Origin of the sequence: Rhizorhabdus wittichii, assembly GCF_017607425.1 — a bacterium.
Lineage (GTDB): Bacteria > Pseudomonadota > Alphaproteobacteria > Sphingomonadales > Sphingomonadaceae > Rhizorhabdus > Rhizorhabdus wittichii.
In genome coordinates this window covers 3,859,272-3,874,327 of sequence record NZ_CP059319.1, presented here as the reverse complement: position 1 = coordinate 3,874,327, position 15,056 = coordinate 3,859,272, and the positions used below count along the sequence as shown (strand labels likewise).

The window sequence follows — 15,056 nt, the reverse complement described above, 5'->3', positions numbered from 1 at the left end:
TTGATGTAAATAGGGATCGACTCAGGGTTTAGGGGTTCCGATGATGACTTTCCCATTCGAAGCCTTCGCACCCGTCGCCGCGCTGCTCGGTGTGCTTGGCCTTGGGGCCTGGGTGTTCACCACCTGGCTCCGTATCCGCCACGGCTATCCGCTCGAGAACAGCTGGGGCAAGGCGGTCTATCCGCGCACCAGCGACGAGACGACCGAGCGGGTCAGGCTGCTCTCGACCGAGAACGCCCAGCTCCGCGCCGAGCTGTCGGCGGTCAAGGACCGGCTCGCCACCGTCGAGCGGATCGTCACCGACGGCAGCTACCGCCTCGATCGCGAGATCGACGCGCTGCGCGGCCCGGCCAACTGATCGCGAAGGGCATCACCATGATCAACGTCTTCGCCTTCACCGTGCTCAGCATCCCGATCCTCGGCATCCTCGCCTGGGTCGTGACCGACTGGTTCCGCCTCAAGGAACGGCAGATCCAGGCGATCTCCGCCGAAGCCGCCGAGAAGGCCGCCCAATATGTGGCCAAGACCGAGCGTCTGGAACAGCGGGTCGCGGTGCTCGAACGCATCCTCACCGACCGCTCGACCGTGCTGGCCGACGAGATCGACCGGCTGCGCGATCAGCCGCTCAACTGACCATCCGACATTCGGAGAAAGACCATGAATCCGTTCGAAATGGTGGTGCTGATCGTCGCGATCACCGCGATCGCGAGCGTGATGCGAGCCAAATATGGCGTCGTCCGGCGCGGCAAGGGCGAGGAGTTCGTCCGCCCCGACACCGGCGAGAACGACCGGCTCCGCGAGGAACTGCGCGCGCTCAAGGAGCGGGTCGCGGTGCTCGAGCGGATCGCCACCGAGAATGACCGCGGGCTGTCGCTCGATCGCGAGATCGAGGCGCTGCGGCACCGCGACTGAGCAGGGAACAGGACAATGACCGATCCCATTATCTGGATGACCATCAGCGGCGCCGGGCTGTTCGGCCTGTGCGTCGTCGCCTGGGCCGGCCTGAGCGGCTGGCGCGGCTGGCTGGAGCTCGAGCGGATGAAGCTCGAACGCCGTCCCGTGCCCGCAGCCGAGCCCGCCAGCGGCCCGTCGCCCGCCGCCCGCATCGAGCTGGCCGACCTCAAGGAACGCATCCGCAAGCTGGAGGCGATCGCCGCCGGGGTGGACCTCTGATCCGATCCGCCGCCCCGGCCCCCGGCCGGGGTGACGGACGGGGGAAAATCCTCTAGTCCGCTCGCCATGACCGAGCCTGCCCGTCTTGCCGACATCCGTGAAGAATATGAATTCCTCGACGGCGACGACCGCTATCGCCTGCTGATCGACCTGGGCCGCGCGCTCGAACCGATGCCCGACGCGCTCAAGACCGATGCGACGCTGGTGCGCGGCTGCTCGGCGTCGGTGTGGGTCTATCCGACCGTCGCCGAAGGCGGCACGCTCCACTTCCTCGCCGACAGCAACGCCGCGATCACCAAGGGGATCATCGCGCTCGTCCTGGCGACCGTGCAGGACCGGCCCGCCGCCGCGATCCGCGACACCGACATCGCCGCGCTGCTCGAACCCTTCGACCTCAGGAACCAGCTCAGCTCGAACCGCACCCAGGGGATACCGAACATGATCGCGCTGATCCGCTCGACCGCCGAGCGCTACGCATGAGCCGCCGGCTCGCCTTGCTGCTGGTCGCGGCGCTGCCGGTGACGATGCCGGCCTGCGCCGCCGAGAAGCCCGCCGCCCCGGCCACCGCGTTCGAAACCGGCAAGCTCGCCATCGCCGGGGAGGCGTTCGCGCCGTCCGAGGTGCTCGACGCCCGCGCGCTGCCCGACGTCAACGGCAAGGTCGGCATCATGCTGACCCTGACCCCCGCCGCCGCCCGCCGGCTGGAGGCGATCACCGGATCGCTGGTCGGCAAGCCGATGCTGGTCGCGCTCGACGGCAGGACGCTCGCCGCCGAGCTGATCCGCAAGCCGGTCGCCGACGGGGTGATCGAGATTCCCGGCCGCTGGAACCTCACCGACGGCGAGGCGCTCGCCCGCCGCATCTCGGGCAAGGAACCGCTGCCCGACGACCTGGCGGGGGAATAGAGTCCCCTTTCCCGTCATCCCGGCGGAGGCCGGGATCTCGGGCGGCTCCTGCCTCGATCTCATCTCCTCTCTCTCCCGAGATCCCGGCCTCCGCCGGGATGACGAAGAAAGACGGCGGCACCCGATGCGGGTTGCCGCGTTCTCCCGCCATGCGGCACCGCCCGATCGACCCGACCGACACGATCGATTCCGCCCCCGGCATCACCCGCGTCCGGCGCGGCGGCGGGTGGCGCTTCGTCGCCCCCGACGGCTCGACCATCCGCGACCCCGACGAACGGATGCGGATCCTCGCGCTCGGCATCCCGCCGGCCTGGCGCCGGGTGTGGATCAACCCCGATCCGCGCGCGCCGGTCCAGGCGACCGGGATCGATGCCGCCGGGCGCAAGCAATATCGCTACGACAGCGCGTGGCGCGAGGCGCGCGACGAGGAGAAATTCGCCGCGCTTCCCGCGTTCGCCGTGCACCTGCCCCGGCTGCGCGCCGTCGTCCGCCGCGCGCTCGACAGCGACGATCCGTGGGAACGCGCGCGGGCGGCGGCGGTGCGGCTGCTCGACGGCTTCGCGATCCGGGTCGGCTCCGACGATTCGGCGGCGCGCGGCAGCTTCGGCGCGACGACGCTGCTCAACCGCCACGCGCGGATCGACGGCGACGCGATCCGGCTGTGCTTCTTCGGCAAGCACGGCATCCGCGCCGAGCTGTCGGGGCGCGACGCGGCGCTGGCGGCGGCGCTCGCCGAGCTCAAGCAGGCGGGGGCCGGCGAGCTGTTCGCGATGCGGTCGGGGGTGCGGGTGCGCGCCGCCGACATCAACCAGTGGATCGCCGAGCTGACCGACGGCAGCGGCACCGCCAAGACCTTCCGGACCTGGCGCGCCTGCGCGGTCGCGGCGGGGATGCTGGCGCGCGGGCGGCGGACCTCGGTCAAGGCCCTGCTGGAGGAGGTGGCGCGCCAGCTCGGCAACACGCCGGCGGTGTGCCGCACATCCTATGTCGCGCCGGCCTTCATCGAGATGGCCAAGGCGGGCCGCTGGATCGAGACGGTGCCCGCCATGCCGCGCGGCCTGCGCGCGAGCGAACGGGCGAGCCTGGCGGTGCTGACCGGCCGGACGTGAGCCCGGCGGTGCGGATCAGAGCGACGCCATCCGCGATCGCGGCGGGACGGCCATCGCGATCGCCTGCTGCAGCTCGCCGAGCGTGCAGGGCTTGCGCAGCACCTGGTCGCCGGGCTGGGCGGGGGTGAACTGGTCGACGCCGCTGAAGAAGATCACCGGCAGTTCGGGATGGGTGCGGCGCGCGAGCTGGGCGAGGTCCGGGCCGCCGGGGCCGCCGGGCATGTGGATGTCGGTGACGAGCAGGTCGAAATCGCCGTCCCCCTCGATCGTCCGCGTCGCCGGGGCGCCCCCGATCGCCTCGACCACATCATGGCCGAGCGCGCGCAGCAGATCCGAGGTGATGGAGAGGACGAGCCCATCGTCGTCGACGCACAGGATACGCAACATGTACCTCCCTCGGCGGAAAGATCGTTACGAGATCGTCATGGTCCGCCGTTACGTCATCGTATCGGCAAGCGCGCGTCGAGGCAATTCGGTTCCCAAAGGGGGATCGGCCCCGCGCTCAGCGCGGCCGGCGCTCCTCCGCGCGCCGCAGCACCTCGAACGCGGCCTGGACCGCCTGGAAGCGCACCGCCGCATCGGGGTCGCCGGGGCGGACGTCGGGGTGGTTGGCCTTGGCCAGCCGGCGCCACGCCGTCTTCACCGCCTCGAAATCGGCGTCGGATTCGAGTTCGAGCGTTTCGAAGGCGCGCAGCTCGTCGCGGGTCCAGCGGCCGTCGCCGGGGCCGCCCCAGCCATAATGCGCCTGCTCGGCATAGCCCGACGAGGCCTGGCGCTCGTCCTCGGCGCGCTTCGCCGCCTCCTCGGCCGACAGGCCGGCGAAATAGTCCCAGTTGCGGTTATACTCCTCGGCGTGGCGAGGGCAGAAATACCAGCGCTCGCGGCTGTTCGGCGCCTTGGGGGCCGGGCAGTCGCCGGGCTGGTCGCAGCCGTGCCGGTCGCACATGCGCACCTTGGTCGCGCCGCGCTCGCTGCCATAGCCGCGCCAGCGGGGAAAACCCCAGTCGTTCGAACGGGAGGAGGATCGGGCCATAAGCCTTCCCCTGTAGCGCCGAACGACTGAACGGACCATTGCGGAAATCGGAAGGGGGCGGGGCGTCGTCATCGGCCGGGAACATCGGCGGTACATTCCCCTGGTTTCTGGGGTATAGCCATGGGGGGAGAGCGGACGTGACCGCCGAAACAGGAGAGACGATGCGGACCTTCGAGCGATTTCCGAACCTCGTCACCATGTTCTTCACGCGCGCCCGCGAGAAGGGCGACGCGCCCTTCCTGTGGGCGAAGCGCGACGGCGCCTGGACGCCGCTGAGCTGGACCGAGGTCGCGCGCCGGGTCGCCTCGCTCGCCGCCGCGCTGCGCGCGCAGGGCCTGCGCGAGGGCGACCGCGTCGTGCTGGTGTCGGAGAACCGCCCCGAATTCTGCATCGCCGACCTCGCGATCATGACCGCGGGCTGCGTGACGGTGCCGACCTACACGACCAACACCGAACGCGACCACACCCATATCCTGGAGAATAGCGGCGCGCGCGCGGCGATCGTCTCGACCGCGAAGCTGGCGCAGGTGCTGCTGCCGGCGATCGTCCGCTCCTCGACCTGCGAATTCCTGATCGGCATGGAGCCGCTGCCGGCGACCGCGGTCCGCACCCTCGACTTCGCGGCGCTCGCCGGCGATCCGGCCGCCGACGTCGCCGCGGCCGAGGCCGCCGTCGCCGACCTGCGGCGCGAGGACCTCGCCTGCCTGATCTACACCAGCGGCACCGGCGGCGCGCCGCGCGGGGTGCGCCAGCATCATGGCGCGATCCTGTGCAACGTCGAGGGCTGCGTCGACATCATCGCCGAGGATTTCGGCTGGGACGAGGAGGTGTTCCTGTCCTTCCTGCCGCTGAGCCACGCCTATGAGCATTCGGGCGGGCAGTTCCTGCCGATCGCGCTGGGCGGGCAGATCTATTATGCCGAGGGGCTGGAGAAGCTCGCCGCCAATATCGAGGAGACGCGGCCGACGATCATGGTCGTCGTCCCGCGCCTGTTCGAGCTGCTGCGCGCCCGCCTCATCAAGGCGGTCGAGAAGCAGGGCGGGATCGGCCAGAAGCTGCTCGACAAGGCGCTGGAGCTGGGCGCGCGCGAGAAGCTGCGGCTGGCCGACTATCCGTACAAGCTGGCGATCGACCTGCTGCTCAAGCCCAAGGTGCAGAAACGCTTCGGCGGACGGATCAAGGCGCTCGTCTCGGGCGGCGCGCCGCTCAATCCCGAGGTCGGGCAGTTCTTCTCCTCGCTCGGCCTCACCCTGCTCCAGGGCTATGGCCAGACCGAGGCGGGGCCGGTCGTCTCGTGCAACCGGCCGAAGGCGGGGATCAAGCTCGACACGGTCGGCCCGCCGATGAAGGGGGTCGAGGTCAGGATCGCCGAGGACGGGGAGATACTGGTCCGCGGCGAGCTGGTGATGGCCGGCTACTGGCGCAACGAGGCGGAGACCGAACGGGTGCTGAAGGACGGCTGGCTCCATTCGGGCGACGTCGGCCATCTCGACGAGCGGGGCCGGCTCCGGATCACCGATCGCAAGAAGGACCTGATCGTCAACGACAAGGGCGACAATATCGCGCCGCAGAAGGTGGAGGGCATGCTGACCCTCCAGCCCGAGATCGCCCAGGCGATGGTGGCGGGCGACAAGCGGCCCTATATCGTCGGCCTCGTCGTCCCCGACCAGGAATGGCTGGCCGGCTGGGCCGGCGAGCGCGGCCTGCCGCCGGTGCTGGCGGAGCTGAAGGGCAATGCCGATTTCCACCGCGCGCTGATGGCGGCGGTCGACCGGGTCAACGCCGACCTGTCGGTGATCGAGAAGGTCCGCCGCATCGCCATCGCCGACGAGCCCTTCTCGATCGAGAACGAGCAGATGACCCCGTCGATGAAGAACCGCCGCCATGCGATCCGCGCGGTCTATGGCGACCGGATGGATGCGCTTTACGGGGGGTAGGCGCCTTCTCCGTCATCCCGGCGAAAGCCGGGATCTCCCTGCCTTTCCGCGCCTTTGGAGCATAAGGGACGAAGAGAAGAGAGATCCTGACTTGCGTCAGGATGACGAGAAACCGTGGGGATGGGGGACTGTAGCGTCGCCGCCATTGCTGCGACGCGGATTCTTCGCCGAACTGTAATATCGGCGGCCGGCGATGCCGCGCGGCGCCACGCTTCATCTTGGCTCCGTGTCGGACTATTCCGGCATCATGCCGGCTGATCTTCTTTAACTCGCGAATATTTTAAAGCGGTATATGAAATTGTTTCGTGGAGGCGATTGAACATATTCTGTGATGACGGCAGTGTATGACGCCTGACATCTATCAATATATTTGAAAATGAAGCGAAAATGAACTCATGATTTCATGAGTTTTACTATCACCGTAACATAAGTGTCGTGACGAAAACCTATAGGCCCCGACGAACCAGTTCAACAAAGGGGTTTATACGATGCGGTCCCGCACCCGGTTTCATCTCCGCCTGCTCTCGGCCTCGGCCGCGCTGGCGATCGCCGCGCCCGTCTTCGCGCAGGCGGCCGCTCCCGCCGCGTCGGCGGCCGAGGATCTCGCCGCCGACGATGCCGACGGCGGCCTCGGCGCCATCGTCGTCACCGCCACCCGGCGCGAGACCGACCTGCAGAAGACGCCGATCTCGATCTCGGTGATCGGCGCCCAGGGCATCCAGGACCGCCACATCCAGAGCCTGTACAACCTGACCGACGGCTCGATCCCGTCGCTGCGCGTCACCACCTTCGAGGCGCGCCAGTCGGCGCTGACGATCGGCATCCGCGGCATCGTTCCCTACGACCAGAACCAGACCGCCCGCGACGGCGGCGTCAGCGTCTATATCGACGGCGTGGCGCTTGGTAAGACCCAGGGCCTCAACGCCGCGCTGTTCGACATCGAGCGCATGGAAGTGCTGAAGGGGCCGCAGGGCACCCTGTTCGGCCGCAACACCGAGGGCGGCGCGCTGTCGATCGTCACCAAGGCGCCCACCGGCCAGTTCGGCGGCCATATGGACGCCGGGATCGGCAATTACGGCAGCCGCAGCGCCGACGCGCATGTCGACCTGCCGGCCTTCGCCAACCTCGCCCTGAAGTTCGAGGGCGTCTACCAGCACCAGGACCCGACGGTGAAGAACCCGCTCGCGGGCTCCACCGGCTGGAACTATTATGATCGCAAGGGCGGCCGCGTCGCGGCGCGCTGGACGCCGGTCAGCGGCCTGACCGCGGACTTCGCCTATGATTATGCGAAGGACGAGAACACCCCGAACTTCAGCCAGCTGATCAACTACAACCCGAACGGCTACACGGTCGGCTCGTATAACGGCGCCACCACGGGCACCGCGCTGTTCCTGCCGGGCACGACGACCCCCTGCGGCGGAACCATCGCCGCCGGCACCAGCCGCCCCGCCTGCATCGCTCCGCTGGCGCCGGCCGTCGTCCCGCACGCCGGGCGCCAGTCCTCGTCCGACATCGGCGTGCCGCAGCAGCCCAGCGTCGACATCACCCACGGCTTCTCGGCGAACGTCAAGTACGACGTGGCGCCCTGGCTGCAGCTCCGCTCGATCACCGCATGGCGCGGCGTCTCGACCGACCAGTGGGACAATAGCGGCGGCGCGGCGCGGCAGACCTTCTCGCCCTCGGCGAACTTCAGCCGCTACAGCCTCTCCTTCCTGCGCCAGAACCAGTTCAGCCAGGAATTCCAGGCGGTCGGCAGCGTCGACCAGTTCGACTATGTGGTCGGCGCCTATTATTACACCGAGCATGCCACCGAGCATGCGGCGACCCCGCTGAGCAACCTGTGGAACGCCGACGGCACCGGCTACACGGTCCGCAGCCCGATCGTGTCGGGCACGGTCACCAGCGCCAATTCGGGCTATCAGCCCTTCGATCCGTCGTGCGTCAACACGCTGGCCGCCATCGTCCCGGAATTCGCGAACAGCTGCCAGTTCATCGCCCGCGCCAGCGAGGCGCACGACCATAGCACCTCGCTGTTCGGCAACGTCACCTACACGCCGGCGGGCCTCGACATGGTCCACCTGACCGCCGGCGGCCGCTGGACGAAGGACCGGCGGCGCGGCCGGCTCTACGTCGTGAACAACACGGTGCAGCCCTTCACCTTCAAGAACCGCATCAGCCGCTTCGATCCGATGCTGAACCTCGCGGTCGACGTGTCGAACGACGTCCACGCCTATGCGAAATATGCCACCGGCTTCCGCGCCGGCGGCGCCAACGACCGGTCGCAGCAGTTCAACGCCTTCGGCCCGGAGACGGTGAAGTCGTACGAAGTCGGCGCGAAGATGGACTTCTGGCAGCACCGCGCGCGCCTGAACGTCGCGGGCTACATCATGGATCGTTCGAACACCCAGTTCGACTTCGACCTGTACGATACCGCGTCGGGCAGCCCGACGCTGGGCAGCCATATCGAGCAGACGCAGAATGCGGGCAAGACCAAGATCCGCGGCGTCGAGGTCGACCTCACCGTCATGCCGATCGACAAGCTGACCCTGACGGCGTCCTATGCCTATACCCACTGGAAGGCGCCCTCGGCGGTGAACCCGATCACCGGCGGCCTGCCGCAGCAGCTCTACATCGTCTACACGCCGAAGAGCGCGGCGTCGGGCGCGATCGACTATGTCCTGCCGGTCCCGGCCATCGCCAGCGACGCGAATATCCGCTTCCACCTCGACGGCAATTATTCGGGCCGCCAGTACAGCTTCCAGCTCGAACCGACCCAGACCGACTCGAGCTTCGTCGTCAACGGCCGCATCACCCTTGGCGACATCGCGGTCGGCGGCAACAGCAAGGTCTCCTTCTCGGTCTGGTCGCGCAACCTGTTCAACACGACCTATTATTACCGGCGCTCGGTGGCGAACTCCTCGCCGGTGCTGAACTATAACGGCAGCGCGCTGGTCTCGACCAACTATGGCGGCGTGCTGGGCGACTATGCCAACCTCAACCCGCCGCGCACCTTCGGCGGCGAGATCTCCGTCCACTTCTGATCGTTCCGATCCTACCCCGGACCGCCGGGCCCCTCTCCGCGACAGCGGGGATGGGTCCGGCGTTCTTTTTTGGGGAAGCGAGGGCTGTCATCAGTTGGCCGATAGGATTCGGCACAGGGAGACAAGCGTCATCCTGACGAAAGTCAGGATCCATTGCCGCTCCGTCGGGATGAAGCCGCAGCGTTGCGGTTCTGGATCCCGGATCAAGTCCGGGATGACGACAAGGGTGGCCGCTCCGATCGCACGAAAACGGCTTTTTTCCGCGAACTGTGCTGTCGGATACTGTGGTTGCGGCAGGGGAGGCTAAGGTCGGGTGCTCCGTCGGACCCGGCCGTGCCGGGTGGCTCGGCCCGGCGCCTATCCCCGGGACAACCGCGCGTTCACCTGACGATCGAGGAACAGGCGTTCGCGGCTGCCGCTGGACCCGCGATGAAGAAGACCATCGAGCGCGCGCCAGGCGAATCCGTCGCCGCCCCGGCCCGCGCCCCCGACATGCCCTCCGCCCGGCCGCGGATGGACTGGATCGATTCGCTGCGCGGGCTCGCCACCATGCTGGTGATCCTGTTCCACGCGTCGGTGGTGGTCGGCCGCCACGGGCTCGAGCCCTGGCCGCCGCTGCTGCACCTCAACCATCTCTTCACGCCGTTCCGCATGGCGATGCTGATGGTGTTGTCGGGGCTGCTGGTGCCCAGGGCGCTCGCCAAGCCGCCGCGCACCTATCTGCTGCGCAAGACCGGGACCCTGCTCTATCCCTATCTGCTGTGGACGCTCGCCTACGGCCTGCTGATCGAGCCGGCCGCGCTCTCCCACGTCAAGCTGTGGATGGGCGGCAGCTATCTCTGGTTCATCCTGTTCCTGTTCACCTATTATGCCTGGGCGCTGCTGCTGCGCCGGGTGCCGCCTGCCGCGATCGTCCTGGTCGCCGCGCTGCTGTCCTTCCTGTCGCCCGAGAACAGCAAATATGAGGAACGCTATTTCTTCCTCATGGCCTTCTTCTTCCTGGGCCACATGCTCGCGCGCGATCCGGGCCGGATCGCCGTCACCGACGACCGCCGGCTGGCCTGGCTGGCGATCCCGGTCGTCGCCATCCTCGCCGCCGGATCGGCGATCGCGGGCGGGATCAACTACAAGATCGAGCTGTGCGTGCCGGTTGGCATCGCCATCCTGCTGGTGATCGGGCTGGCGCGGCGCCATGCGGAGGGCGGCCTGTGGGCGCCGCTGCGCTTCGTCGGCCGCCACTCGATCGTCTTCTTCAGCCTCCATTATCCGCTGATCTACGGGCTGATCGCGCTGTGCCTGGCGCTGGGGCTCGGCTCGGTCCCGGCGATCAGCGCGATCTGCTTCGTCGTCCCCGCCGGGCTGTGCGTGGCGCTCGCCTGGATGCGCGAGCGCCACGCCGTGCTCGACTATCTCTACGTCCTGCCGTTGTGACGCCTGCTGGTCAGGGGACCGGTCATTGCGCGGGGCGGGTCCGGTAGCGGTCGAACCAGGCGATGATCGCCGAGGCCTTGGCCGCCGCCTGCGACGGCCGGGCGGCGATGCCGCCATGGCTGGCGCCCGGCACCTTGACCAGCGCGGTCGGCACGCCGCGAATCTGCAGCGCTGCATAATATTGCTCGGACTCGCTGACCGGGGTGCGATAATCCTCGCTGCCGACGACGACCAGCGTCGGCGTCTTGACGTTGCCGACCAGGCTGAGCGGCGACCGCGCCCAATAGCCGGTCGGGTCCTCCCAGGGCAGCTTGGCGAACCAGTAGCGCGAGGTGAACAGCGTCGCGTCCATGGTCAGCGCCTCGCTGATCCAGTTGATCACCGGCTTCTGCGCGGCGGCGCCCCTGAAGCGGTCGGTCTTGCCGACGATCCAGCTGGTCAGCACGCCGCCGCCCGATCCGCCGGTGACGAACAGATTGCCGGGATCGGCCACCCCGGCGGCGATCGCGGCGTCGACCGCCGCCATCAGGTCGCCATAGTCGTCGCCCGGATATTTGTGGTGGATCAGCTCGGCGAATTCCTGGCCATAGGAGGTCGAGCCGCGCGGGTTGGTGTAGAGCACCGCATAGCCGGCCGCCGCATAGAGCTGGTCGTCGGTCGAGAAATGCGGGCCATAGGCGCTGTGCGGCCCGCCATGGATTTCCAGCACCAGCGGCACCCGCTGCCCCTCGCGCCAGCCGGGCGGAGTCACCAGCCAGGCGGGGACGGCGCGGCCGTCGGGCGCCTTGACCGCCAACTCGCGGACCTGGCCCAGGCTCTTGGCGCCGAGGAAATCCTCGTTGAGCCGGGTGAGCTGCCGGACGCGGCCGCCGCTCGCCACCGACAGGTCGGCGGGGCGCAGCGCCGATCCGCTGGTGAAGGCGATCGCGCCGGTCCTGGCGACGCTGAAGTCGCCGCCGCTATACGGCCGGTCGAGATCGGTGCCGGTCATCCCGCCGACCAGCTCGGTCACCTTGCCGTCGAGGGTGACGCGCGCGATCCGGTTGACCCCGCGATCGTCATATTGGGCATAGAGCGAGCGGCCGTCGGCGGCCCATTCGGCCTTGTCGATGCTGCGGTCGAAGCCGGCGGTGATCGCCCGCGCGCCGCTGCCGTCGCGGTTCATCACGTAGAGCAAGGTGGTCTGCCAGGAGAGCCGCTTGTCGTCATAGCCGAGATAGGCGACCTTCGATCCGTCGGGCGAGACCACCGGGGCGACGTCCGGCCCTTCGCGGCTGGTGAGCGCGCGGATCGCGCCGGTCGCGACGTCGAGCGCGTAGATCTCCGGATCGAACACATTGTGCTGCCAGTCGGGCTTGCGCACCGCGCTGAACAGGATCGATCGCCCGTCGGGCGTCCAGCTCAGCGGCCCGTCGTCCTGATAGTCGCCGAAGCTGAGCTGCCGGGGCGGCCCGCCGTCCGCCGCGACGATGAAGATGTGGTCGTAGCCGGGCTCGACATAGCCGCCGCCGTCGGCGCGATAGTCGACCTTGTCGATCACCTCGAGCGGCTTGGCCCAGTCGGCGCCCTCGGGCTTGTCGGGCGCCTTGCCGAGCGTCACAGGATCGCCCGGCACGCGCATGGCATAGGCGATGCTGCGCCCGTCGGGGGACCAGGCGATCCCCTGCGGGCCGTCGGGAAGCTGGGTGACGCGCACCGTCGCGTCGTCGGCCAGCCAGCGGACGAAGAGCTGCGGCTTGCCCTTGGGATCGGCGGCGACATAGGCGAGCCGCTTGCCGTCGGGCGACCAGCGCGGCTGGCTCGCATCGGCGACCAGCGGGCGCTGCGCGCCGCTGGCGACGTCGACCAGCCAGATCGCGCCCTTGACCTTGTCGCTCATGACGTCGGCCTGGCGCCGGACATAGGCGACCGTCTTCCCGTCGGGGCTGATCTGCGGATCGCTCGCGACCTGCAGCGCGAAGATGTCGCGTCCCTCGAAGCAGCAGGTGGAGAGGGCGGGGCGCTTCTCGCGGTCGTGGTGATCGCGGCGGCGGGGAGGCGGGGCAGAGGTTGCCGTGTGTCCTGGGCGAAGGCGGGCATGGCAAGCAGCGCCGCGCCGAGCATCAGCGCGGAAAGAGTCGGTTTCGGCATGGAAGACCTCGATCTTGTGGATGCCGCACCGTCGCGCGTTTCGCTGCCGGGCTCAACCCCGGGACGATGCCGGGCCCGAAATCGTCAGGACGCGATCGGCAGGGCGATCACCGCCCGCAGGCCCGGCCCGGCATCGTCGAGCGACAGCGTCCCCCGGTGGAGCCGCGCGATCGATTCGACCAGCGGCAGGCCGAGGCCGTGGCCGCTGCTGGCCCGGCTGCCGTCGAGTCGGCCGAAGCGGCGCAGCGCGCGGGCGCGCTCGGCGGCGGGGATGCCGGGGCCGTCGTCCTCGATCGCCACCACCGCCCGGTCCCCGGTCCGGGTCGCGGCGATGCGGATGCGGCTGCCCTCGGGGGTGTGGCGGATCGCGTTCTCGACGAGGTTGATCAGCGCCTGGGCGAGCAGCCGGCGGTCGCCCGCCACCGGCAGGTGGACGGGATCGCCGTCGGCGAGGGAGCGGCCGGCATCGGCGGCGGCGGGCTGCATCGTCGTCGCGACATGATGGGCGATGGCGCCGAGGTCGACCCGCTCGAAGCCCGCCCGGCGCGCGCCGCCCTCGATCTCGGCGATGCGCAGGATCGCCGCGAACATCGCCAGCAGCGTGTCGCTCTCGGCGATCGCCGCCTCGATCTCCGCCGCGATCGCGCCCGGCGGGGCGCCGTCCTCCGCGCGCCGCGCCAGCGCCTGCAACCGGCCGCGCAGCCGGGCGAGCGGGGTGCGCAGGTCATGGGCGATGTCGTTGGAGACGTTGCTGATCTCGGCCATCAGCGCGGCGATCCGGTCGAGCATCGCGTTGAAGGCGCGCGCCTGCTGGTCGAACGCGCTGTCCGACCCGTCGACCGGCACGCGCCGCTGCATGTCGCCGTCGACGATCGCCTCGACGGTGCGCCGCATCGCGACGATCCGGCGGCCGATGACGAAGCCGAAGGTCGCGACCCCGGCGACCACGACCAGGATGATCGATCCGAAGCCGAACAGGTAGATGCGGGCCCGCGCGGCGTTGTAGTCGTCGAACGGCTCGGTCTCGGCGACCACCGTCAGGATCAGCCCGTCGCCGATCGGGCGGACCAGCGCGCGGCCGGTCGACAGCCCCTTGAGGCCGAGCGCGCGGCCGACCGTCGAGAAACCCTCGGGCAGCGCGCGCCGCAGCCGGATGTTGCCCGCCAGGAAGCGGCCGTTGGCGGTGGTCAGCAGCAGGCCGAGGTCGCCGGTGTCGCGTTCCCGGGCCAGCGCGTCGATCTGGCGGACCAGCTCGGGCGTGCCGCTGTGGGTGCCCATCGCCGCCAGTTCGCCGCTGACGCTGGCGATGCGCTGGTCGACCAGCGCGACGATCGTGCCGTGGGTCGCCCGATAGACGGCCAGGCCGGTCAGCCCCGTCGCGGTGATGAACGCGACGAGGAACGCCGCGGTCAGCGCGCGGAGCGAGCGCAGCCGCTTCATCCGGGCAGGAGATAGCCGACGCCGCGCACCGTGCTGATCGGGTCGCCGCCGCCATTGGCGGTCAGCTTGGCGCGCAGCCGGCGGATATGGACGTCGACGAGGTTGGTCGCGGGCTCGAAGTCGTAGCCCCACACCTTTTCGAGCAGCATCGCGCGGGTGACGATCGAATCGACGTTGCGGACCAGTTCGAGCAGCAGGTTGAACTCGATCTTGCTGAGGTCGACCGCCTTGCCGTCGCGCCAGGCGCGGAAGCGGGCCGGGCTGACGACGATGTCGCCGGCGCGCAGCGTGTCGCCGTCCTGCGCCGGCTGGCGGCGGCCGCGCAGGATCGCGTTGAGCCGGGCGTTGAGCTCGGCCGCCGTCACCGGCTTGACGACATAGTCGTCGGCGCCGGCGTCGAGCCCCTCGACCTTCTCGACCGGCCGGCCGAGCGCGCTGAGGATGATCACCGGCAGGCCCATGCCGTCCTGGCGGATGCGCTGCAGCACCGACAGGCCGTCGACCGTCGGCAGCATCAGGTCGAGGATCATCGCGTCGAACCGGTCGCGCGTCACCGCCTCGACCGCCGATCGGCCGTCCATCGCCACCGACACATGGTGGCCCATCTCGCGCAGGTCGCGCTCCAGCATCGCGACCAGCGCGGCATCGTCCTCGACCAGCAGCAGGTTCAGGCTCATCACATCCTCACTCGCCGGTCCGCTCCAGCAGAAGCCGGCGCCCGGCGAAAGCGCGATTGTCATCATAATGCAGCTTCGCCGCCATGTCCGGTTCAGAGACGGCCCGCGAACGGGCCGAAAAGGCCGTGCGGGCACCAACCGTATTACTGTTGCATATATGCCATACACCCGTTCGATTTC

General features: G+C 69.2%; 15 protein-coding genes and 1 other annotated feature. Of the genes, 10 read left to right on the top strand and 5 right to left on the bottom strand.

Features of this window, described 5'->3' with window-relative positions; all coding sequences use genetic code 11:
- Positions 1-40 precede the first annotated feature (40 nt).
- The 7 genes from HRJ34_RS18540 (at position 41) to HRJ34_RS18510 (ending at position 3,187) form a co-directional block, all read left to right on the top strand.
- Positions 41-358: a hypothetical protein gene (locus HRJ34_RS18540; RefSeq protein ID WP_012049142.1), complete on the top strand. Its 318-nt coding sequence runs from the start codon at positions 41-43 to the stop codon at positions 356-358.
- A 17-nt stretch (positions 359-375) separates the two neighbouring features.
- Positions 376-633, top strand: coding sequence for a hypothetical protein (locus tag HRJ34_RS18535; protein WP_012049143.1), 258 nt, complete (start codon positions 376-378; stop codon positions 631-633).
- A gap of 24 nt (positions 634-657) precedes the next feature.
- Positions 658-912, top strand: a complete 255-nt coding sequence (locus HRJ34_RS18530) for a hypothetical protein (RefSeq protein ID WP_012049144.1) — start codon at positions 658-660, stop codon at positions 910-912.
- A gap of 15 nt (positions 913-927) precedes the next feature.
- The gene (locus HRJ34_RS18525; protein ID WP_208632098.1) at positions 928-1,173 is read left to right on the top strand and encodes a hypothetical protein; all 246 of its coding nucleotides are present in this window, start codon (positions 928-930) and stop codon (positions 1,171-1,173) included.
- 66 nt (positions 1,174-1,239) lie between these two features.
- Positions 1,240-1,653: a SufE family protein gene (locus HRJ34_RS18520; RefSeq protein ID WP_029548623.1), complete on the top strand. Its 414-nt coding sequence runs from the start codon at positions 1,240-1,242 to the stop codon at positions 1,651-1,653.
- Entirely contained in the window at positions 1,650-2,078 is a 429-nt protein-coding gene (locus HRJ34_RS18515; RefSeq protein WP_208632097.1) for a SecDF P1 head subdomain-containing protein, read from the top strand. The genes HRJ34_RS18520 and HRJ34_RS18515 overlap by 4 nt, the downstream gene beginning before the upstream one ends.
- A gap of 98 nt (positions 2,079-2,176) precedes the next feature.
- Positions 2,177-3,187 carry a DNA topoisomerase IB gene (locus HRJ34_RS18510; protein ID WP_226948852.1) on the top strand — a complete coding sequence of 337 codons (1,011 nt, stop codon included), beginning with the start codon at positions 2,177-2,179 and terminating at the stop codon, positions 3,185-3,187.
- 15 nt (positions 3,188-3,202) lie between these two features.
- Here HRJ34_RS18510 and HRJ34_RS18505 read toward each other — a convergent pair whose 3' ends face one another.
- Positions 3,203-3,574, bottom strand: a complete 372-nt coding sequence (locus HRJ34_RS18505) for a response regulator (RefSeq protein ID WP_012049149.1) — start codon at positions 3,572-3,574, stop codon at positions 3,203-3,205.
- A 115-nt stretch (positions 3,575-3,689) separates the two neighbouring features.
- Positions 3,690-4,220 carry a J domain-containing protein gene (locus HRJ34_RS18500; RefSeq protein WP_208632096.1) on the bottom strand — a complete coding sequence of 177 codons (531 nt, stop codon included), beginning with the start codon at positions 4,218-4,220 and terminating at the stop codon, positions 3,690-3,692.
- A gap of 161 nt (positions 4,221-4,381) precedes the next feature.
- On the opposite strand from HRJ34_RS18500, the gene HRJ34_RS18495 reads away from it, so the two are divergent.
- From HRJ34_RS18495 to HRJ34_RS18485, 3 genes are all read left to right on the top strand, one after another.
- Positions 4,382-6,157 carry an AMP-dependent synthetase/ligase gene (locus tag HRJ34_RS18495; protein WP_208634391.1) on the top strand — a complete coding sequence of 592 codons (1,776 nt, stop codon included), beginning with the start codon at positions 4,382-4,384 and terminating at the stop codon, positions 6,155-6,157.
- A gap of 488 nt (positions 6,158-6,645) precedes the next feature.
- A complete protein-coding gene (locus HRJ34_RS18490) occupies positions 6,646-9,198 on the top strand; it encodes a TonB-dependent receptor (protein ID WP_208632095.1) in 2,553 nt (850 codons plus the stop codon).
- Positions 9,199-9,518: 320 nt separating this feature from the next.
- Positions 9,519-9,572, top strand: a sequence feature (sul1 is cis-regulatory element that is thought to sense ions involved in sulfur or methionine metabolism; They are found in Alphaproteobacteria).
- 55 nt (positions 9,573-9,627) lie between these two features.
- Positions 9,628-10,629: an acyltransferase family protein gene (locus tag HRJ34_RS18485; protein WP_016744344.1), complete on the top strand. Its 1,002-nt coding sequence runs from the start codon at positions 9,628-9,630 to the stop codon at positions 10,627-10,629.
- A 22-nt stretch (positions 10,630-10,651) separates the two neighbouring features.
- Here HRJ34_RS18485 and HRJ34_RS18480 read toward each other — a convergent pair whose 3' ends face one another.
- The 3 genes from HRJ34_RS18480 to HRJ34_RS18470 all read right to left on the bottom strand — a co-directional run bounded on the left by HRJ34_RS18480 (position 10,652) and on the right by HRJ34_RS18470 (position 14,876).
- Positions 10,652-12,508: a S9 family peptidase gene (locus HRJ34_RS18480; protein WP_226948851.1), complete on the bottom strand. Its 1,857-nt coding sequence runs from the start codon at positions 12,506-12,508 to the stop codon at positions 10,652-10,654.
- Between the two features lie 335 nt (positions 12,509-12,843).
- Entirely contained in the window at positions 12,844-14,199 is a 1,356-nt protein-coding gene (locus tag HRJ34_RS18475) for a HAMP domain-containing sensor histidine kinase (RefSeq protein WP_029995154.1), read from the bottom strand.
- Positions 14,196-14,876, bottom strand: coding sequence for a response regulator transcription factor (locus HRJ34_RS18470; protein ID WP_012049156.1), 681 nt, complete (start codon positions 14,874-14,876; stop codon positions 14,196-14,198). Before HRJ34_RS18470 ends, HRJ34_RS18475 begins: the two co-directional genes overlap by 4 nt.
- Between the last annotated feature and the right edge of the window lie 180 nt (positions 14,877-15,056).

Excerpts from the sequence above, each read along its gene's own strand:
- HRJ34_RS18540 (WP_012049142.1), top strand. The coding sequence starts at position 41 with ATGATGACTTTCCCATTCGAAGCCTTCGCACCCGTCGCCGCGCTGCTC.
- HRJ34_RS18535 (WP_012049143.1), top strand. The coding sequence starts at position 376 with ATGATCAACGTCTTCGCCTTCACCGTGCTCAGCATCCCGATCCTCGGC.
- HRJ34_RS18530 (WP_012049144.1), top strand. The coding sequence starts at position 658 with ATGAATCCGTTCGAAATGGTGGTGCTGATCGTCGCGATCACCGCGATC.
- HRJ34_RS18525 (WP_208632098.1), top strand. The coding sequence starts at position 928 with ATGACCGATCCCATTATCTGGATGACCATCAGCGGCGCCGGGCTGTTC.
- HRJ34_RS18520 (WP_029548623.1), top strand. The coding sequence starts at position 1,240 with ATGACCGAGCCTGCCCGTCTTGCCGACATCCGTGAAGAATATGAATTC.
- HRJ34_RS18515 (WP_208632097.1), top strand. The coding sequence starts at position 1,650 with ATGAGCCGCCGGCTCGCCTTGCTGCTGGTCGCGGCGCTGCCGGTGACG.
- HRJ34_RS18510 (WP_226948852.1), top strand. The coding sequence starts at position 2,177 with ATGACGAAGAAAGACGGCGGCACCCGATGCGGGTTGCCGCGTTCTCCC.
- HRJ34_RS18505 (WP_012049149.1), bottom strand. The coding sequence starts at position 3,574 with ATGTTGCGTATCCTGTGCGTCGACGACGATGGGCTCGTCCTCTCCATC.
- HRJ34_RS18500 (WP_208632096.1), bottom strand. The coding sequence starts at position 4,220 with ATGGCCCGATCCTCCTCCCGTTCGAACGACTGGGGTTTTCCCCGCTGG.
- HRJ34_RS18495 (WP_208634391.1), top strand. The coding sequence starts at position 4,382 with ATGCGGACCTTCGAGCGATTTCCGAACCTCGTCACCATGTTCTTCACG.
- HRJ34_RS18490 (WP_208632095.1), top strand. The coding sequence starts at position 6,646 with ATGCGGTCCCGCACCCGGTTTCATCTCCGCCTGCTCTCGGCCTCGGCC.
- HRJ34_RS18485 (WP_016744344.1), top strand. The coding sequence starts at position 9,628 with ATGAAGAAGACCATCGAGCGCGCGCCAGGCGAATCCGTCGCCGCCCCG.
- HRJ34_RS18480 (WP_226948851.1), bottom strand. The coding sequence starts at position 12,508 with ATGAGCGACAAGGTCAAGGGCGCGATCTGGCTGGTCGACGTCGCCAGC.
- HRJ34_RS18475 (WP_029995154.1), bottom strand. The coding sequence starts at position 14,199 with ATGAAGCGGCTGCGCTCGCTCCGCGCGCTGACCGCGGCGTTCCTCGTC.
- HRJ34_RS18470 (WP_012049156.1), bottom strand. The coding sequence starts at position 14,876 with ATGAGCCTGAACCTGCTGCTGGTCGAGGACGATGCCGCGCTGGTCGCG.